The sequence below is a fragment of the Shewanella inventionis genome (genome assembly GCF_019931735.1).
Lineage (GTDB): Bacteria > Pseudomonadota > Gammaproteobacteria > Enterobacterales > Shewanellaceae > Shewanella > Shewanella inventionis.
This window is the reverse complement of record NZ_CP082926.1, coordinates 3,101,634-3,120,771: the sequence shown is the minus strand read 5'-3', so window position 1 is coordinate 3,120,771 and position 19,138 is coordinate 3,101,634. Positions and strand designations below refer to the sequence as shown.

At 42.1% G+C, this 19,138-nt stretch carries 15 protein-coding genes, 2 tRNA genes and 1 riboswitch; of the genes, 13 read left to right on the top strand and 4 right to left on the bottom strand.

The window, feature by feature from the left end:
- Positions 1-92: 92 nt before the first annotated feature.
- Positions 93-587, top strand: coding sequence for a putative 4-hydroxy-4-methyl-2-oxoglutarate aldolase (locus K8B83_RS13790; RefSeq protein ID WP_188736950.1), 495 nt, complete (start codon positions 93-95; stop codon positions 585-587).
- 24 nt (positions 588-611) lie between these two features.
- Positions 612-2,438 carry an AsmA family protein gene (locus tag K8B83_RS13785; RefSeq protein WP_188736948.1) on the top strand — a complete coding sequence of 609 codons (1,827 nt, stop codon included), beginning with the start codon at positions 612-614 and terminating at the stop codon, positions 2,436-2,438.
- Positions 2,439-2,698: 260 nt separating this feature from the next.
- On the opposite strand, the gene K8B83_RS13780 is transcribed toward K8B83_RS13785, so the two are convergent.
- A complete protein-coding gene (locus K8B83_RS13780) occupies positions 2,699-4,252 on the bottom strand; it encodes a lytic transglycosylase (protein ID WP_188736946.1) in 1,554 nt (517 codons plus the stop codon).
- A 149-nt stretch (positions 4,253-4,401) separates the two neighbouring features.
- The gene (gene gloB, locus K8B83_RS13775; RefSeq protein ID WP_188736944.1) at positions 4,402-5,181 is read right to left on the bottom strand and encodes a hydroxyacylglutathione hydrolase; all 780 of its coding nucleotides are present in this window, start codon (positions 5,179-5,181) and stop codon (positions 4,402-4,404) included.
- Positions 5,182-5,288: 107 nt separating this feature from the next.
- Here gloB and K8B83_RS13770 point away from each other — a divergent pair, with 107 nt between their 5' ends.
- Positions 5,289-6,020, top strand: a complete 732-nt coding sequence (locus K8B83_RS13770; RefSeq protein ID WP_188736942.1) for a methyltransferase domain-containing protein — start codon at positions 5,289-5,291, stop codon at positions 6,018-6,020.
- Positions 6,021-6,156: 136 nt separating this feature from the next.
- Here the strand turns inward: K8B83_RS13770 and rnhA are convergent, their stop codons facing one another.
- Complete coding sequence (gene rnhA / locus K8B83_RS13765; RefSeq protein ID WP_188736940.1) at positions 6,157-6,627, bottom strand: ribonuclease HI; 471 nt, start codon at positions 6,625-6,627, stop codon at positions 6,157-6,159.
- 77 nt (positions 6,628-6,704) lie between these two features.
- Here rnhA and dnaQ point away from each other — a divergent pair, with 77 nt between their 5' ends.
- The 4 genes from dnaQ (at position 6,705) to K8B83_RS13745 (ending at position 9,152) form a co-directional block, all read left to right on the top strand.
- Positions 6,705-7,433 (top strand): DNA polymerase III subunit epsilon, encoded by a 729-nt coding sequence (gene dnaQ / locus K8B83_RS13760; protein ID WP_188736938.1) that lies wholly within the window; start codon positions 6,705-6,707, stop codon positions 7,431-7,433.
- A 10-nt stretch (positions 7,434-7,443) separates the two neighbouring features.
- A complete protein-coding gene (locus K8B83_RS13755; protein WP_188736935.1) occupies positions 7,444-8,781 on the top strand; it encodes a TIGR03503 family protein in 1,338 nt (445 codons plus the stop codon).
- Between the two features lie 140 nt (positions 8,782-8,921).
- A tRNA-Asp gene (locus K8B83_RS13750) sits at positions 8,922-8,998 on the top strand.
- Between the two features lie 77 nt (positions 8,999-9,075).
- Positions 9,076-9,152, top strand: a tRNA-Asp gene (locus tag K8B83_RS13745).
- Between the two features lie 761 nt (positions 9,153-9,913).
- Here K8B83_RS13745 and K8B83_RS13740 read toward each other — a convergent pair.
- Entirely contained in the window at positions 9,914-11,971 is a 2,058-nt protein-coding gene (locus K8B83_RS13740) for a TonB-dependent receptor plug domain-containing protein (RefSeq protein ID WP_223420068.1), read from the bottom strand.
- A gap of 330 nt (positions 11,972-12,301) precedes the next feature.
- Positions 12,302-12,401: riboswitch (TPP riboswitch) on the top strand.
- 199 nt (positions 12,402-12,600) lie between these two features.
- Between K8B83_RS13740 and thiC the strand changes: the two genes are divergently transcribed.
- The 6 genes from thiC to thiH are packed head-to-tail and all read left to right on the top strand — an operon-like array spanning position 12,601 to position 19,118.
- Positions 12,601-14,592 (top strand): phosphomethylpyrimidine synthase ThiC, encoded by a 1,992-nt coding sequence (thiC, locus tag K8B83_RS13735; RefSeq protein WP_223417442.1) that lies wholly within the window; start codon positions 12,601-12,603, stop codon positions 14,590-14,592.
- Positions 14,589-16,220, top strand: a complete 1,632-nt coding sequence (locus K8B83_RS13730; protein ID WP_223417441.1) for a bifunctional hydroxymethylpyrimidine kinase/phosphomethylpyrimidine kinase — start codon at positions 14,589-14,591, stop codon at positions 16,218-16,220. The genes thiC and K8B83_RS13730 overlap by 4 nt, the downstream gene beginning before the upstream one ends.
- Entirely contained in the window at positions 16,217-17,017 is an 801-nt protein-coding gene (locus K8B83_RS13725; protein WP_223417440.1) for a HesA/MoeB/ThiF family protein, read from the top strand. The genes K8B83_RS13730 and K8B83_RS13725 overlap by 4 nt, the downstream gene beginning before the upstream one ends.
- Positions 17,004-17,231 (top strand): sulfur carrier protein ThiS, encoded by a 228-nt coding sequence (gene thiS / locus K8B83_RS21740; RefSeq protein WP_223417439.1) that lies wholly within the window; start codon positions 17,004-17,006, stop codon positions 17,229-17,231. Before K8B83_RS13725 ends, thiS begins: the two co-directional genes overlap by 14 nt.
- Position 17,232: 1 nt before the next feature.
- Complete coding sequence (locus tag K8B83_RS13715) at positions 17,233-18,003, top strand: thiazole synthase (protein ID WP_223417438.1); 771 nt, start codon at positions 17,233-17,235, stop codon at positions 18,001-18,003.
- Entirely contained in the window at positions 18,000-19,118 is a 1,119-nt protein-coding gene (thiH, locus tag K8B83_RS13710; protein ID WP_223417437.1) for a 2-iminoacetate synthase ThiH, read from the top strand. Before K8B83_RS13715 ends, thiH begins: the two co-directional genes overlap by 4 nt.
- Positions 19,119-19,138 lie beyond the last annotated feature (20 nt).

The following is a 19,138-nucleotide window of genomic DNA, read 5'->3' as shown; positions in this document are numbered from 1 at the left end:
AAAAAGCAAACGCTAGATTATCAATAATTAACAAAACTTGTTCAGTTGCTTATTTATCAGTAACCTAAGATTCTGATTTTCAAGGAGGACTTATGCACGATCTATTACCTGACTTATTCGACCATTACCCTGAACAATTGACATTATTGTCATCTGCGTGGCGATCTTATGGCGCAAAGCCGATATTTTTTGGCGAAGTGGTGACGGTTAAATGTTTTGAAGATAATTCAATGGTTAAATCTGAGCTAGCCAAAGCGGGTCATGGCAAAGTACTCGTTGTAGATGGTGGCGGGTCAACAAGACGCGCGCTTTTAGGGGACATGATAGCCCTCAATGCTGTGAAAAATGGCTGGGAAGGTATCATTATTCAAGGCTGTGTGCGTGATGTTGGCACGCTCGCTACCCTGCAAATTGGGGTACAAGCTTTAGGCACGAACCCGATTAAAACAGACAAAAAAGATGTAGGTGAAGTCAATGTTATTATCGAAATTGCAGGGGTTAACGTTGCACCAGGGATGATGATTTATGCCGATCTCAATGGCATAGCTGTGAGCCAGCAAGCATTAGATTTGTCTATTTTACAATAGAAAAATTCAAATAAGGAAATAACAATGAAACTAGTAAAGTGGTTATTAGCGATTATGCTAACACTGGTTGTAGGCATTACTGTTTACTTAACAATGTTTTTTGACCTTAACAATTTTAAACCGCAAATTGTCGATGCTGTTAAAAAGCAAACGGGTCGAGATTTACAGATTACAGATGATCTCAGTTGGAGTGTATTTCCCTCTTTAGGGATCAAACTTGGTGGTATCTCACTTTCAAACCCAGAAAATTTTACCCCCGCATCAATGTTAGATGTTAACGAAGCGGTTGCGAATGTGGCATTAATGCCATTGTTTAGTCAACAGATTGAAGTTGAGTTATTAAAACTCGATGGATTAACGTTAAATCTAGTGACACAAAAAAATGGTGAAACAAGCTTTGACGGCTTAACCGGTGAGGGCGCTAGCAACACACAAGCACCGTCAGCATCAAAAGATACAAAAGCAGCAATGTCGTTGCAAACACTCGATATCGGTGGCGTAGCGTTGACAAACACCAATATCAATTTAATTGATATGGCAACAAATACAACTCAAACTTTTAGCCTAAAAAGTTTTACATTAGGTGAATTTAGTTTGGGTAAATTGGCAGACTTTGCTTACGAGTTTTCGGCTGCGTTACCAGACATGGCCGTGACTTCATCAGGTAAAGGACAGCTTAAAATTGACCAAGCGTTGAAACAAGTCACCATTAATGATTTTATCATGAGCCATAAAGCGCAAGGCGACAGTTTACCTAATCAGTTGGTTACAGCCGACATGACAACTCAAGTGGTCATGGCATTAGATGCAAAAACCATTGAATTACAGCTTACAAAGCTCAGTGCAATGGATATTGCAGCTACTGGTAATATTAAGGTGAATTACGCAAACAGTATTCCTAAAATTGTGATGTCCTTAGATGCTGGCGATATTGATGTTGATGCACTTTTTCCTCCACAAGAAAACCAAGCCGAAACGAGTTCGACCGATAGTGAGGCCGCTCAGGGTGTTGAACCGGATTTATCAGTGTTTAACACTATCGATGCCAATGTAAAACTCTCTGCAAAGTCGATTAAAGTCAGTAATTTGTTGACGCAAAATTGGCAATTAAACATGGCTATTAATAAAGGTGTGCTAACGCTATCGTCATTAACGGCTGATTTGTATGAAGGCAAACTTGCATTGACAGCCAAGCTTGATGGTCGTAAAGCTGTGCCAACATACCAGTTTGAAAAAGTATTGACGGGCGTTAATATTCGTCCTTTATTAAAGGATGCCGCTGAAGTTGATTTACTTTCTGGTAAAGCCAGCTTTCAAGTTAAAGGCAATGGGTTTAGTTTAATCCCTGAAAAACTCAAACAAAATCTTGATGCTGCTGGCCAGTTTGAGGTGTCTGATGGTTCATTGTACGGAGTAAATATCCCGCAAATGATCCGTAGCGCACAACAAAAGCTACAAGGTGATTTATCTGCCGATAACAAAGAAGAATTGAAAACTGATTTTACCAGTTTAACCGGCAGTTTTAGCATTAAAGATGCGGTTGTAACGAACCCTGATCTTGCGATGGCGTCACCGCTTATTCGTTTAAAAGGTAATGGGTTAGCTAATATTGCAACTGAAACGTTAGACTATTCGTTAACCACAAGTGTTGTTGGTTCGCTAGTAGGTCAAGGAGAAGGCGTTGATGAGTCTCTTAAAGGGGTTGATATACCAGTAACAATTAAAGGGACGTTTCAAGACCCTAAATTTGGCATAGATACTAAAGCGTTGTTAGAAGGCCAATTTAAAGACGAAGCAGACAAAGCAAAAGAAAAGCTTAAAGAGGGCTTGTTTAAAAAGCTAGGAATTTAAACCATTAACCCTAATGTCATAATGATTCGAACGTAATGATACCAATCAGCACAAGAATGTGATCATTCTTACTGGTTAACATCGCTTATAATGTTGTTAGAAATTTTGACGGTAGAACAACTCGCTTGCTGCAATTTCTGCCTTATTTTAAGCGATTTATCCTATAATTTCTGATGACTTATTTATCCTGATAGGTATTACAAACAAAAACGGACAAGTTTTATCTTGTCCGTTTTTATGTCTTAAATAATTGATGGTTTCTAACTATTCGTGACAATCAATTTCAAGATTTGGCCTGGTTGAATTAATTTACTATTTTGTAAACTGTTCCATTCAATTAACTCAGCAACGGTCACTTTATATTTCGTCGCGATACGTGCTAGAGAATCACCAGATTTAACGCGGTAGTTTACGGTTTTCTCTGTTCCGCTAGTATTAGCGGTAACTTCATTAGGATAAATAACAAGATTTTTACCCACAGTTAATGTTGATTGTTGCTTAAGGTTATTCCACTTCATTAATTGAGCAACAGAGACTTGTTGAGATTGCGCAATTTTCCATAACGAATCACCAGATTTAATCGTATAAGTCTGCTTGTTAGGGCTAGATTTCACGACGGCTTTTCGAGCGAGAATTTGGTCAGCTGTCATGGTTGCTAAATCAGGATCTTTGATTGCCACAGGGATAATCAAGAACTTACCAGCAATGATATTGTTGCCTTTAATGCCGTTACTGCTGCGAATAAGTGTTTCTGTGGTTTCAAATTGATCGGCAATACGGCTAATGCTATCACCAGATTTAATTTTGTAGCGTACCCAGTTAATGCGTGATTCTGGCTCAATAGTGGCTAATGCACGTTTAAAGGTTGCTGCTTTATCGCTTGGTACGATTAGCTGATGTGGGCCTTGTGGAGCTGTTGCCCAACGCTTTAAACCTGGATTAATCGCTTTTAAGTCGACGATGTCGATTTGAGCTAGATCAGCGGCTAAATTAATATCAAGCTGACTTTCAATATTAACCACTTCAATTTGCGGTGTATTTTCAATTGGCGTTAATGTTATGCCATATTTATCGGCATGCTTAATGACATCTGCCAGTGCAAGTAATTGCGGCACATAATGAGCGGTTTCTTTTGGTAATGATAGCGACCAAAAATCGGCGGCCTTGCCTTTAGCCTTGTTGCGTTTAATGGCATTGAGTAAGCGGCCTTCACCAGAATTATACGCTGCAATCGTGTAAAACCAGTTATTGTCCATTTTAGGGTATAAGTATTGGAGTAAATCTAGAGCTGCCTTCGTTGATGATGCAACATCTTGTCGGCCATCAAACCACCAGTTAGTTTTGACACCAAAAGACAACGCGGTTTGCGGTGTTAATTGCCATAAACCTGATGCATGGCTACTCGAATAAGCTAAGGGATCGAAACCGCTTTCTACAATAGGTAACAAGGCAAGTTCTATTGGTAGATTGCGTTCTTCGAGTTGTTCAACGATATAGTATAAAAATGGACTTGCACGTTGGGTGATAATTTCTAAATGCTTTGGATTATCCAGATACCATTGCTTGTATTGCATCACAAGAGCATTATCGACCGTAGGCAATGACATTTGTTTGCTGATCCGCAACCACAAATTGTTTACCTCTGCCACTTGCTCTTCTATTTCATCAAGTGTAACGGTAGCCGATTTTTTGCTTTTTGCCTTTAGTGCAACTTTAGTTGGTTCATTGTCTGTTTGGACAGTTGACGTTTGGAGTGTCTGACACCCAGTTACCGCCACTATGGTGCCGGCAATAATGAATAAATTTACTTTCATTGAAGATACACTTCCTCAAGTTCTCAGGCCTTAAAATAGGGATCGAACATACCAAATGCCTATGAGACTCTTTTGGTCATGCTTTAGTTCAGTTTTGCATTGTAGATTAAAACATTTGGCTTGTCTTATTAAAGTGTTTTCATGTTGGGCTAAAAGTTATTTTTCCACTCTCGCATAAGTGTAAATGTTTGTATTTCATCTATATTTGGTATTTTGTATTCGTTCGATATTGCGACTTGAGTCTCATTTATATGACATCGTAGGAAGGGGTTTATCGCTTTTTCTATGGCAATTGTGCTAGGTATGGAAGGGATGTTTTGTGAGCGTAATTGATCGACTTTTTGTGAATATTTGTTCAACTCGATATTGTTAGGAGTCACTTGTTGGGCAAAATTAAGATTTGCTCGGGTATATTCGTGAGCACAATACACTTCAGTATTGTCGGGTAACTGGGCTAACATTTTAAGCGACTGCAGCATTTGATTAGGTGTGCCTTCAAATAAGCGACCGCAACCGCCACTAAATAATGTATCGCCGCAAAAGAGCTTGTTATCGATATAATATGCGATGTGTCCTAAGGTATGGCCAGGTACTGCAAAGACTTGTACGTTACCCAAATGGCTAATGTCTATCGTGGTGTTTATGTTGATTGATAGCGACTCTGTGAGCCCTGCAATTTGCTCGTTACTTGGGCCATAAACAACAAGACGATGATCAAAATGCTGTTGTAATTGTGCTATCCCACCAGTGTGATCACTATGATGATGGGTAATTAACACACCAACTAGATTTAATGTTGTGGTGGCTAAATAGTCAATTACACTCTGAGCACAACCAGGGTCGACGACATAGGCTTTAGAGCTACCTATTTGATGTATTAACCAAATATAGTTGTCTTTAAATGCTGCAATGGTATGTACCTTAAACATAATCTGGCTCGAGTGAAGTTGATTTATCTGTTAGGGTAACGGATAAAACCAAATCACATCAAGTGCTATGCTGGTTACGTTAAGATTAATGAGACAGAGGAGTAACCGTGACCGAACCTAGGTTAGTACCGCAACATTGGCTAGACTTGCCTTTTGGTGAGGTGTTGCAGGCTGAAATTGAAGCAGCTCTTGCTCCTTGGTGGCCACGTATTTTTGGCTATCATTTACTTAAAGTCGGTGCGTTAAGCAGTCAAATTAATACAATGAACTGCTCTATTGCTCGTCATTATTCCTCATTTAAAGGACAAGACGCCAATATTCAAGCTGATCCTCATTATTTACCATTACAGCAACATGTTATTGACGCTGTGATAAGTTGTTTTTTATTAGAGTTTGAACAAAATCCATATCAAATTTTACGTGAGTTTGACCGCGTACTCATCAATAGTGGTTATATATTTATTGTGGGCTTTAACCCTGTGAGTCCAGTTTTTGCGGGCAAAATTTTACCCAAGTATCAAGGTCAACTCCCGTGGAGTGGCCAGTTTTTTATGCCGTCCAGAGTGAAAGACTGGCTCGGCTTATTAGGGTATCAAGTGCTTGCAGATGAGCGTTTAATGCATCATTCACTACTCGGGCCTGTAAGCCGTCAGCCAGAACAGCATCCCTGGTGGCAAAAAAGTTTAGCCAATTGGTTACCGGGCACAGGCAGTGTATATGTGATTGTGGCTCGTAAACTCACAGTGCCTTTAACACCTATACGAGATAAATCTAAGATCAGCGCACCCAACTGGGCTACAGCCCCAACTGCGGGGCGCTCTGGTTTGTCAAAACGCTAGTATCACTTTTGCTCAAGCGATATCCAGCCTCCAACGTTTTTTTGGCTTTGTTGTGATTGGTGTTCGCTTGAGTAAAAAGCGCATTGACTTGATAATATCATCGAAGGTTAATGCGTGGTGCTCAGACAATGCCAGCTTAAGGTTGATAACCCTCATCGACTTGCTTTGGTTTGGCTTCTGCAGCTTGTCTGGCTAATGTGTCGCATCGTTCATTTTCTTTATGTCCAGCATGGCCTTTAACCCAGCGCCAATCAATACGGTGTAGTTGACTGACAGCGTCTAAACGTTTCCATAGATCAACATTTTTTACTGGTTGTTTGGTTGAGGTTATCCAGCCTTTCTTTTTCCAACCATGGATCCAGGATGTAATGCCTTGACGCATATATTGGCTGTCACTGGTTAGGATGATGTTGCAAGGCTCATATAAGGCTTCAAGCGCAATAATGGGAGCCAGTAATTCCATGCGATTATTGGTTGTTAATGCAAAACCGTCGGCTATTTCATGGGTGTGATTTTTGTATTTCATTACCACACCATAACCGCCATATCCTGGATTGCCTAAACATGATCCATCGGTAAAGATATACAGCTGTTTGAGTTCGGCCATCAAATTGTTACCATAGCAAAATATTCACGCCAGTATACTTAATTTAGTTAGGGGCGAGGGCTTAAAGAGTAAAAATTATGAACATTATTTCAAGTGCGAGTCGCCAAGTTATTCTCGATACCGAAACAACAGGTATGAATCAGGCTGGTGGTCCAGTTTATATAGGCCATAGAATTATAGAAATTGGTTGTGTTGAAGTGATTAACCGCCGATTAACGGGACGCACTTACCATCAGTATATCAATCCGGGCCAAGCTATTGATGAAGAAGCCATTCAGGTGCATGGTATTACTAATGAGCGTGTTGCACATGAACCTAGGTTTCATCAAATCGCTCAAGATTTCATAGACTTCATTGATGGTGCTGAAATTGTTGCACACAACGCAAGCTTCGACGTTAGCTTTATGGATCATGAGTTTTCTAAGCTCAATCCTGTCGGGCCTAAAACCAAAGATATTTGCTCTATTTTAGACAGTTTAGCCATTGCCAAGCGCTTGCATCCAGGGCAAAAAAATAACCTTGATGCTTTGTGTAAGCGTTACGGTATCGATAATAGTCGTAGAACCTATCACGGAGCATTGCTAGATGCTGAAATTCTAGCTGATGTATACTTAATTATGACGGGTGGACAAATTAAGTTTAATTTGTCTAATGAAAAGGCCGGTCAAGAAGCGGGTGGGATAAAAAAAATCGACACAGCAGCGTTTAATCTTAAAGTAGTTGGGGCTACGGCCGATGAATTAGTATTACACGAACAACGACTTGACCTCATTGCCAAGTCTGGAAAATGTCTTTGGAGAGGGTAATCCCACCTTTATGATTGTTAGCCTTTCACGTCACATTACCTTAGTTGTTTTATTATTACTAAGCCCGATTATGGCTTGGCAATCGAGTGCATTGGCGGCCCCCGTTAAGGCTTCACTTGCCGCTGAGCTTAAAAATCGATTTCGTATTGATTATATGGTGGAAAGCTTAACGTTAGTGATACAGCGCGATTATGGTTCTGCGCCAGTGGTTGTGGTGTTACCTGATGGAAGCAAATGGTATTCAACACGTCATCCGCAAAATGTAAAATGGGTTGATGGCATTTCTGCAGACATGATCCAAATAGAAAACCCCATGCCAGGTCCTTGGCAGTTACTTGGGCAAGTAACTGAAGGCTCAACTATTCAAAAAATCTCTAAACTCGACATTGAAGTACAACCCTTGCCACAACCACTGTTTCAGGGTGAGCGTCTTAAGATCACAGCCAGATTGCTGGGCGACAATTTAACCATGAGAATGCCAGGCTTAGAATACATGGTTGAATGGACTTCGCGTTTTACCAGTCAACATATTGCTGGAGATGATAATTTTGCCACAGGCACCATTATTGTTGGGGCTTATAAAGACAATGGTGAAGAATTAGATGAAGCGCCTGATGATGGAATATTTACCGGCGCCCAAAATCTTGAACAACCCACAGGTCACTATACGTTGACCGTCACAGCACGCAACAACGTGTTTGAGCGTGAATATGTGATGCCATTTAAGTTATCGAAACAGCCTATTACCGCTGAAATGGTGCCCAATAATGATCCACTAAAGGGTATCTGGCAGATACAGTTAACCGTAGATGAAAGCCAAGTTTTACTTGCAGAAACTCATTTTGAGTTTGAACTTGTCGGCCCAGCAGGTTTACAGGTACCTATTTCATTGCAAAACATGACCAGTGCAGAACAGATATTGTATTTACCTAAAGTGACTGAATATGGGAGTTACCGAGTCAAAGGCAGTGTTGTTTCCACTACTGTAGAAGGGCGAGAAATTGTACTTCATTTGCCTGAGATGTTTTTTAATTTAATTGAGCCGCCCAAGCCAGGACCAACTGCTGAAGAACTTGCTGAGCAAGCTGCCGAACAAGCCGCAATAGAAGAGCAAATAGCTAAAGATAATGCTATTTTTTGGATTATTGTGGTCAATGGTGTGTTATTTATTGTCGGCATTATTGGGATTGTGGTGTGGCGTAAGCGTCAAACATTAGCTAAAGCAATGGCCGCAGCTGAAGAACGCTTAAAACAAAATCCGCCAAAAGAACAAAAGGCTGAGCCAAGTCAACTTGAAAGCTTAGATTTAGATGACATCGATTTAACTATGCCTGACGATAAACATTAATCTTCTCTGTGTTATCAGATTAATGTTTGAATTTTGTACTAAAAACTAATTTCTGTTTGTTTTTTAGCTAATCGAGTCAAAACAATTAAAAAACAGTTGACGATTAATTATCACAACTTTATTATTCATCGCACTTGAGTGGAGCGGTAGTTCAGTTGGTTAGAATACCGGCCTGTCACGCCGGGGGTCGCGGGTTCGAGTCCCGTCCGCTCCGCCAATCAAGTAACTGTTTGCACTTAATAAAATAGATAATTGAAAAGTTGTTATTTTTATTAAGTGTATACAAACCGTTTTGGAGCGGTAGTTCAGTTGGTTAGAATACCGGCCTGTCACGCCGGGGGTCGCGGGTTCGAGTCCCGTCCGCTCCGCCAAATAACGAAGCCTTTACAGAAATGTAAGGGCTTTTTTATTTATTCTTTTAGCTCGATAGATAGTTAGATATTTAGATATTTAGATAGCTCGATAGCTCGATAGCTCGATAGCTCGATAGCTAGGTGGAAGATAACAGAGCGTCGCGGGTTCACTATTACAACATCAGCGTCCGCTGTGCCAAATAACGAAGCCTTTACAGAAATGTAAGGGCTTTTTTATTTATTCCTTTAGCTCGATAGATAGTTAGTTAGATAGCTCGATAGCTAGGTGGAAGATAACAGAGCGTCGCGGGTTCACTCTTACAACATCAGCGTCCGCTACGCCAAATAACGAAGCCTTTACAGAAATGTAAGGGCTTTTTTATTTATTCTTTTAGCTCGATAGATAGTTAGTTAGATAGTTAGATATTTAGATAGCTCGATAGCTAGGTGGAAGATAACAGAGCGTCGCGGGTTCACTTTTACAACATCAGCGTCCGCTGTGCCAAATAACGAAGCCTTTACAGAAATGTAAGGGCTTTTTTATTGGTCTTTTTTATTTATTCTTTTAGCTCGATAGCTAGGTGGAAGATAGCAGAGCGTCGTGGGTTCACTCTTACAACATCAGCGTCCGCTGTGCCAAATAACGAAGCCTCTACATTGTTGTAGAGGCTTTTTATATTGCTGATATGACACGACTAGTGTTATAAGTTTTCGTCAGCCTTTAATAAGGTTAGGCTGTCATTCACTTGCCATTTTAAAACTGAATTACAGTGTGTTGGCTAAAATTTATAGCTGACACTAAGGTCGATAGATCGCCCTGTACCTGCCATTTGTTCAAATCCTTGAGTGTTATCTTGTTTATAGTTGGCAATACTGACCCCGCCAAGAGGCAGTTGATAGTAATGGTCAAGTAGATTATTGATTGCAGCTGTCATGGTGACGTTTTGCCATTCAATCGTGCTGGTAAAGTTAATCAGAGAATAACTGCCAGTAACGTTTTCGAGGCGATTGTTGTCAACTCGCTCTTTGGTTGCAACCCATTGCCAGCTTAAGCTGTTTTTCCAATGTCCCAATTGATGGGCAATGGCTAACTCTGTTTGTAATGGCTTAATTTGATACAAAGGGGTATGGGTATCGTTTCGCTCACCATGAGCGGCGCTGATATTGGATGTGATTGTCCAGTTGCCATCGTCTTTTTCAGTTAACTGATAGCTGATATCCATTCTCGCGCCAAATAATGCGGCGTCGACATTACTAAATTCTAATATGTTGCGTGTGTGATTATTAGATGGGGTGAAGCTACTGATAACATCGGCATCAATATAGTCTGTTATGTCGCTATACCAGGTTGTGGCAGAGGCTGAATAATCCTCTGTTGTAAGAGTGTAACCTACACTTATTGTGTGGGCGGTTTCTTCTACTAAATCTGGGTTCCCTACATAGCCGTTGCCATCGCCATACCAGCCTATCATGGTTGTTGCCATTGTGCTTTGGCCCCAACTGTAACGTTCATACAAATTAGGTGCTCGACTTTTTCGCGCTAGTCCTAATTCAATGGTTTCGTTATGATTTAGTTGATATTTAACCAACCAGGTCGCATCTATTATTTGATTGTCTCGTTGTCTATTAAGTTGATTAAATTCGCTAGCTGCTAGCGCATTAACATTTGTCATTCCCATCATACTCATGGTGTTGTAGGCTTGCACATCACCGGCGCGAGTAGACACGTACTCGTAACGCACCCCAGCAGACATCCACCATTGGTTGTTGAAGGCCTGTTGCCATTCTCCATACACGGCCGCGCGCTTACGCTGACCATCGTTAATATTGATGTAGTCGTTAGGGCCCATCATGGTAGAACCTTCAATGGCTGGCCAGCTATCGTTAAGTTGGTACAGGTAGTATTCTTGTCCGAGCAATAGTGTGCGGTTGTTGCTAAGAGGTAATTGCCAATGTAGCTGATAGCTGAAATCATTTCCTGAGGTTTCCATTGGCATCATGCCGGTTTTTTCTGCGGTAAAAAATCCCATTTCATGTTCGACACTGTGCCAATTGGCTTGAGCGCTAAATAGGCCATCATTTTCTAGGGTTTGTTGATATCTAAGTAATGCGCCAAAACTGTCGTTATTGGTCATGTCCATATACTGATTAGCAAACCCTTGGAACGGGATGTGTTGGTGAGTTAATTTAAGGGCTACTTGTTGTGTTTCATCTTGCCATGCCGCGATAAGTGCATGGTTTTGAGCTTGATAAAGCGTGTCTAGAACCTTATGGCCATTACCGTCTGTATAGCTGTTTGCATCCTCATAGGCGCCTTGGTAGCTCAAACTGATGTTTTTACTGGCCATTTGAGTGTTGATACTTGCCAGCAGTGTGTCACTTGCGCTGCGATACCCGGCAGACACATTGCCATTTTGCCAGCTTAGTTTCTCAGTTTGGTTAAACTCCGGGTTTAAGCTTGTGACATTAATAACACCTGCAATATTATCTCCGCCAGCACTGACTGGCGACACGCCTGCTATCACTTCTGTTAAAGTGATTTGGTTTGCCGCTGTATATGACAGTGGTGGGTTCATGTGATTCGCGCATGATGATGTGATGTCACCGCCATCAATCAATACTTTAATGCGGTCGCCCATCAAACCATTCAAAATGGGCAAAGCAGATACGCCTCCTGCCTGTGAAAAATCAACGCCTTGTTTTGACAGTAACTTTTCAGCTGAGTTTACTACATCTTTATTTGTTGTTTGTTGTCCGTGAACTTCAAGGCGCTCAATGTCTGTATCTATAATAATATTAGCTTGTTTGGCCAAGGCATTTGGCGATATGAGCACCATGATTGCGAAAGCGATTGGTGAGTAAGTTAGGTGTGTACGGTTATTAGCATAAACAGTTTGCTGGCTATTATTTTTCAAGATTATCACCGAATCATTTTTAGGATGAATAATTATCATCGATTTATAAGTTGTCGATTAATTATAACTTGCTAATAAATAGATGGAATGCGACAAATTGCCGCACCTGTCAACGCTATGGTGGATCTTTAGGATGACTGTAGGTGATAGGTGTGGCTGAGCATTGACGGTATGTATTTCAATTTTCTATCGCTTAACGGTGTGATGTGAGATAGGGCTTGTTTTTACCCTCAAAGCTTGCTTATACTGCGTGACATCTTGTCGGAGTGCCATTATGGCTGAGACCGTTTATTCGGGATCCGTTGAACCTGATCAGGCTAGAACCTGCGAAGGAAACAAGCGTAATAATCATGACTTTTGAAGATGATTAATGTGCGATAAATCGGTAAGTTAACCTTTAATTCCTAGTATTGTTGGTTATCAAGGTTTTTACACAGCTTTTTCATTTTTTAATTGGTTATTGACGTAAACAACAGCAAGCATTTTGTTGTTTACTTTTGCTATCAACACCCTCCAGGCAAGCAACTCTACTTATATTTATGAGGTTGCTAATGTCGCAAACATCACGTCGTCAAACGCGAGCTAATGCTCAGCAATTTATTGATACCTTAAAACCACTGCAACATCCTAACTCTGAAAAAGTCTACTTATCGGGTAGCCGCGCAGATATTAATGTCTCAATGAGGCAAATAACTCAAACCGATACAATCATTGGCGGCACAGATGAACAGCCAATCACACAAGGTAACCCTCCTATCATGGTATATGACTGCGCAGGTGCTTATTCTGATCCCAATGCTGAGATTAATGTACGCAACGGTTTACCCAAAATTCGCCAAGCATGGATTGATGAACGCCAAGATACAGAACTACTTGATGGAGCAAGTTCAAGGTTTACCCAGCAACGATTAGCTGATGATGGCCTAGATCATCTGCGATTTGATGTGCTTAACGCTCCACGCAGAGCAAAGCTTGGACAGTGTGTTACACAAATGCATTACGCTCGAAAAGGCATTATTACCCCAGAAATGGAATACATTGCCATTAGAGAAAACATGGCTCGTGAAACTGTTACAGACAGTGTACTCACACAACACTCTCCTGGAGAGGCCTTTGGCGCTCAAATAGGACTACGCATCACTCCAGAGTTTGTCCGTGATGAAGTGGCACGAGGCAGGGCGATTATCCCGCTTAATATTAATCATCCTGAAGCGGAGCCCATGATCATTGGCCGAAATTTTTTGGTTAAAGTGAACGCCAATATTGGCAACTCTGCAGTGACTTCATCAATTGAAGAAGAAGTTGAAAAACTGGTTTGGTCAACCCGCTGGGGCGCCGATACGGTCATGGATTTATCGACGGGGCGCTATATTCATGAAACCCGTGAGTGGATCATTCGTAATTCGCCTGTGCCAATCGGTACGGTACCGATTTATCAAGCACTTGAGAAAGTGAATGGCGTTGCAGAAGCACTTAATTGGGATATTTTTCGAGACACGCTTATTGAACAGGCCGAACAAGGGGTAGATTACTTTACGATACATGCAGGAGTGTTGTTGCGTTATGTGCCAATGACGGCAAAACGCTTGACAGGTATTGTGTCTAGGGGTGGTTCAATTATGGCTAAGTGGTGTTTAAGCCACCATAAAGAAAGCTTTTTATACGAGCATTTTCGCGATATTTGTCAAATCTGTGCTCAATATGATGTCTCCTTGTCATTGGGCGACGGTATGCGTCCAGGATCAATCGCAGATGCGAATGATGAAGCTCAATTTGCAGAACTTGAAACCCTAGGTGAACTGGTCAAAATAGCATGGGAATATGACGTTCAAACCTTTATTGAAGGCCCAGGGCATGTGCCAATGCAGCTCATCAAAATCAATATGGAAAAACAGTTAGCACACTGTGATGAAGCTCCTTTTTACACTCTAGGCCCACAAACAACCGATATTGCACCGGGTTACGATCATTTTACCTCGGGTATTGGTGCGGCAATGATGGCTTGGTATGGCGTAGCAATGTTGTGTTACGTTACGCCAAAAGAACACCTGGGTTTACCCAATAAAGAAGATGTAAAACAAGGCTTAATTGCTTATAAAATTGCAGCTCATGCCGCTGATGTTGCAAAAGGACATCCAGGTGCGCAAATACGCGATAATGCCTTATCTAAAGCGCGCTTTGAGTTTCGCTGGCAAGACCAATACAACCTTGGTCTAGATCCTGACACCGCTCGTGCTTATCACGATGAATCCTTGCCGCAAGAATCTGCTAAAGTCGCGCATTTTTGCTCCATGTGCGGTCCTAAATTTTGCTCAATGAAAATCACTCAAGAAGTGCGTGAATATGCCAGTTTGCTTGATGGTGCAAAAGCGCAAGCCATTTCAGTGGTGTCAGCTAATGCCTATCAGACTGACGCGATGGCACAAAAGTCTGCTGAATTTAAAGCAACTGGCTCGTCGCTTTATCATGAGGTGACTCAGCGCAGTCAGCCTAGTATGAGTGATGTGTCATTTTCTGGCTTGGCAAAAGAGGTTCAATCATGACATCAACTCTATTGAATCAACCCCATAGCAGTAACCCCATTGTGTGGAGTATAGCGGGTTCAGACAGTGGTGGCGGCGCGGGTATTCAGGCTGATTTGTTAACGATGAATGATTTGGGTTGCCATGGCTGTAGTGTTGTTACCAGCATTACAGCTCAAAACTCAGTGAGCGTAGATCTTGTTGAACCTATTTCGGCCAAAATGTTGTTGGCGCAATTAGTCACCTTATGGGCAGATCTGCCTCCAGCAGCCATCAAAATTGGCCTACTAGCCAATCAACAGCAAGTTGATGTTATTACGAGCTGGCTTAGTGCACTCAAACAACAAAATCTATTACCTGTTGTGGTGCTAGATCCTGTCATGGTTGCCAGTAGTGGTGATGTATTTAATCAAATTGATTTTACGCCATTTTCAGGGCTTATTAGTGTTCTTACCCCCAATCAACATGAGTTATTTCGTTTATGCTCAGCGGTAACGATAACTAAACCTTCACCAAGTCACGATGATGATGAACATAACATGGTTTTGGCGGCACAATGGTTAGCGACAGCATACCAATGCCAGGTCGTTGCCAAAGGCGGTGATGCACCATGGCAAGGCAATAAAGCAATGGATGTGTATGTGACAAAACGTGTGTTTGGGGCAAGTCCTTATCATGACAATCAGGTGTTTACGTTAACAAGTCCAAGAGTTGCAACGGTTAATCATCATGGTAGTGGTTGCACATTGTCGTCGGCTATTGCCAGTTTCAGCGCCCATGGTTTTGTGGTTCATGATGCAGTTGTACTTGCAAAAGCCTATGTCACTAAAGGGCTACAAAACAGCTATGCAGTCGGTCAAGGCCCAGGAGTGTTGGCGCGAACAGCTTGGCCAACAGACTTAGCCTTAATGCCACATATTGGCCATTATCACCAAGATAATATTACAGATAACAAGCGCTCATTCGCTGCGTTAAGTGGGCCTCTGGGTGTTTACCCTGTGCTTAACTCTTTAGCGCAAATCAAAGCGGTTTTAAGTGCGGGCTGTAAAACGGTTCAATTTCGCCGCAAATTAACTGACGCAAACGATGAGTTAGCGATTGAGCAGCTAGAAACTGATATTAAAGCAGCCATACACTTAGCCAGAGAGTGTAATGCTCAATTATTCGTTAATGACCATTGGCAATTGGCGCTAAAACACCATGCATTTGGTGTGCACTTAGGCCAAGAAGATCTTGCTGATGCCAATCTCACTGCGCTTGCAGAGGCTGGAATGGCCTTAGGGATCTCCAGCCATAGTTATTTTGAGGCATTGCTGGCTCATCAATGTTCGCCATCATACATTGCATTTGGCCATATTTATCCAACAACCACAAAGCAAATGCCTTCAAAACCCCAGGGGATCGCTAAGTTGTCACGCTATGTGAGTCTTTTTGGCCGAGACTATCCTACCGTCGCCATTGGTGGAATTGATAAAGCCTGCCTTAGCGATGTGGCTCAAAGCGAGGTCGGTGACGTTGCTGTGGTGAGGGCGATAACTCAGGCTACGCATCCTGCACAAGCCTATCGAGAGTTGCATCATGCCTGGTTGCAACTCACGCGAAGTCGCCACACATGCACTCCTTCAGCCTTGATTAAGGAGGCGGTATGAATACCTTATCAGCTCGGCAATATATGCAGTATTCAAGCAACATATTATTGCACGATATTGGAGAGGCAGGGCAGCTTGCCATAATGAATAGTCACGTTGTTATTGTGGGGCTGGGTGGCCTTGGGCAATTGGTTGCACAGTATCTTGCCGCCGCTGGGGTTAAATCAATGACCTTAATTGACAACGACGTTGTAGCCTTGTCAAACCTACCTAGACAGCTACTTTATGTTGATTCTGATCTTGGTGAGCTAAAAGTTAATGTCGCCAAACGCGCCTTAGCTAAGGCTAATTCAAATATCAAGTTAACTGTGTTTGCTCACCGACTAACCCATCAACATCTTGACGTTTGGGCAAGGCGCTTAATGACAGCCGCAGTGGTGTTTGACTGCACAGATAACATTGAAACAAGGCAGCTAATTAATCAGATTTGCGTTGCTCACAAACTCACGCTAGTGAGTGGGGCGATAAGTGCATATCAAGGACAGGTGTTTTGTATCGATTTTAATCATAACCAATACGGTTGTTATCGTTGTTTGTACCCGGCAGATATTCACCTTGCTCAACATTGCGCTCAACAAGGGGTGTTAGGCCCTGCTGTAGGGGTAGTCGCGAGTTTACAAGCTTTGTTTGGTGTGCAGCATATCACCAATACTTTTAAGGCTTATGGCAAGCTACATCGATTCGATGCGCAAGCTTTTGTCTGGCAAAGCGCACAAATGGTTCAAGATCCAGATTGTGAGGTTTGCACGGCTACACAACAACATTTAGCCTGGGAGAGTCACGATGATAATAGCTAATACTCAGTCTTTTTTACTGGTAGAAATTAATGGCACGAACGAAACACTCCCAGCTAAAATCTGTTTATCTGAATTATTGATATTAAAAAACATATGCCCTAACTCGGTCGCCATTGTGGTCAATGACGCTGTGGTTCCTAAAAGTCGCTGGTCCCATGTGCTATGCCAATCACATGACAGAATTAGCCTATTTTCTGCTGTGGCTGGGGGTTAGTATGTTAACGATATCCGATCATCAATTTTCATCCAGATTGTTTACTGGAACCGGTAAATTTAGCCACCAAGATATTATGTTAGCGGCGCTTGCCAGCTCAGGTTCGCAACTGGTAACACTTGCAATGAAGCGCATTGATTTACACCTTGAACACGATAATTTACTGACACCGCTTCAACGTTCAGGGGTTAAGCTGTTGCCAAATACAGCCGGTGCACGAAATGCTAAAGAAGCTGTGTTGGCAGCTCAAATAGCATACGAATTGTTAGGAACCAAATGGGTAAAACTTGAAATTCATCCCGATCCTAAATACCTCATGCCAGATCCTGTCGAAACGCTATTGGCTGCTCAAACCTTATGTGAGCAAGGCTATACAGTGTTGCCGTATGTGCATGCTGATCCTGTTTTGTGTCGGCGCTTAGAAGACGTTGGCTGTGCTGCATTAATGCCTCTTGGCAGCCCAATTGGCAGTAATCAAGGCCTGGCGACAGAGACCTTTTTGCACATCATCATTGAGCAAGCAAAAGTGCCTGTTATTGTTGACGCAGGTATTGGTTCACCGTCACAAGCGTGCCGTGCGATGGAAATGGGCGCAGATGCTGTGCTAGTAAACACCGCGATTGCAAGCAGTGCCCAGCCACAAAAAATGGCACATTGTTTTGCTCAGGCTGTTATTGCTGGTAGGCAAGCTTATGAGGCCGGACTTGGTGCTGTTAATCAACAAGCCTATGCAACAAGTCCACTAACGGGTTTTTTAGGGGAAAGTAGATGAGCACATTTGCAGATACTTTTTTTAAATTGAACCCTGATTCATTATCGCTAAGTTTATATTCAGCAACCGCAACAGATGTGGAGCGCGCATTACGAAACCCCGCTGGGGATTTAAACAGTTTAATGGCGCTATTATCACCGGCAGCCATGGCTTACCTTGAGCCTATGGCGCAGCAGGCTGCTGCAATAACAAGGCAGCGATTTGGGGCTAATGTGGGGTTGTTTGTCCCGTTATATGTTTCCAATTTATGTGCCAATGAATGTGATTATTGCGGCTTTAGTATGAGCAATAAAGTCAAACGTAAGACATTAAATCAAGATGAGTTAATTCAAGAAATAGCCATTATCAAAGCCAGAGGTTTTGACTCGGTGTTGTTAGTTTCTGGCGAGCATGAAACCAAGGTTGGCCCGAGTTATTTTGAAGCTATTATGCCTCTGGTGAAAGCTCATTTTAATCATGTGGCAATTGAGATCCAGCCTCTTGAAACCCCAGAATATCAACTCTTGGCAAAACTAGGTGTCGATGCGGTTATGGTTTACCAGGAAACCTATCGAACACAGACCTATGCCAAACATCACACCAGAGGTAAAAAGCAAGATTTTATTAATCGTTTAACCACTCCAGATCGGGTTGCCAAAGCCGGTATTGATAAAATTGGCTTAGGTGTCCTTTTAGGTTTAGATGATTGGCGCTTAGATGCGTTACTAATGGCACATCATTTAGATTACCTTGAAAAAAACTACTGGCGATGCCGCTACAGCATATCGTTACCCAGGTTACGGCCTTGCACCGGTGGGATTAAGCCTAAAGTTGAGCTCAGTGATGCAGGCCTTGTGCAAATGATCTGTGCCTTTCGATTATTTAACCCCCAGTTAGAAATCAGTCTATCAACACGTGAATTACCCCATTTACGAGATAATTTATTGCCTTTAGGCATTACACATATCAGTGCGGGTAGCTCAACACAGCCCGGTGGATATCAACACCCACAGACTGAACTTGATCAATTTGAAATTAGTGATGAACGCTCTGTTGACCAGGTGGTTTCAGCGCTAAAACAACGGGGTTTCAATCCATTATGGAAAGACTGGGAAGGGGCTTGGTTAACCAGTTAAGCTGAGCAATTTTGCTGTTT

Coding starts and splice junctions, on each gene's coding strand:
- K8B83_RS13785 (WP_188736948.1), top strand. CDS start 612: ATGAAACTAGTAAAGTGGTTATTAGCGATTATGCTAACACTGGTTGTA.
- rnhA (WP_188736940.1), bottom strand. CDS start 6,627: ATGGCCGAACTCAAACAGCTGTATATCTTTACCGATGGATCATGTTTA.
- K8B83_RS13755 (WP_188736935.1), top strand. CDS start 7,444: ATGATTGTTAGCCTTTCACGTCACATTACCTTAGTTGTTTTATTATTA.
- gloB (WP_188736944.1), bottom strand. CDS start 5,181: ATGTTTAAGGTACATACCATTGCAGCATTTAAAGACAACTATATTTGG.
- K8B83_RS13780 (WP_188736946.1), bottom strand. CDS start 4,252: ATGAAAGTAAATTTATTCATTATTGCCGGCACCATAGTGGCGGTAACT.
- K8B83_RS13715 (WP_223417438.1), top strand. CDS start 17,233: ATGTTAACGATATCCGATCATCAATTTTCATCCAGATTGTTTACTGGA.
- thiC (WP_223417442.1), top strand. CDS start 12,601: ATGTCGCAAACATCACGTCGTCAAACGCGAGCTAATGCTCAGCAATTT.
- K8B83_RS13740 (WP_223420068.1), bottom strand. CDS start 11,971: ATGGTGCTCATATCGCCAAATGCCTTGGCCAAACAAGCTAATATTATT.
- dnaQ (WP_188736938.1), top strand. CDS start 6,705: ATGAACATTATTTCAAGTGCGAGTCGCCAAGTTATTCTCGATACCGAA.
- thiS (WP_223417439.1), top strand. CDS start 17,004: ATGATAATAGCTAATACTCAGTCTTTTTTACTGGTAGAAATTAATGGC.
- K8B83_RS13790 (WP_188736950.1), top strand. CDS start 93: ATGCACGATCTATTACCTGACTTATTCGACCATTACCCTGAACAATTG.
- K8B83_RS13725 (WP_223417440.1), top strand. CDS start 16,217: ATGAATACCTTATCAGCTCGGCAATATATGCAGTATTCAAGCAACATA.
- K8B83_RS13730 (WP_223417441.1), top strand. CDS start 14,589: ATGACATCAACTCTATTGAATCAACCCCATAGCAGTAACCCCATTGTG.
- thiH (WP_223417437.1), top strand. CDS start 18,000: ATGAGCACATTTGCAGATACTTTTTTTAAATTGAACCCTGATTCATTA.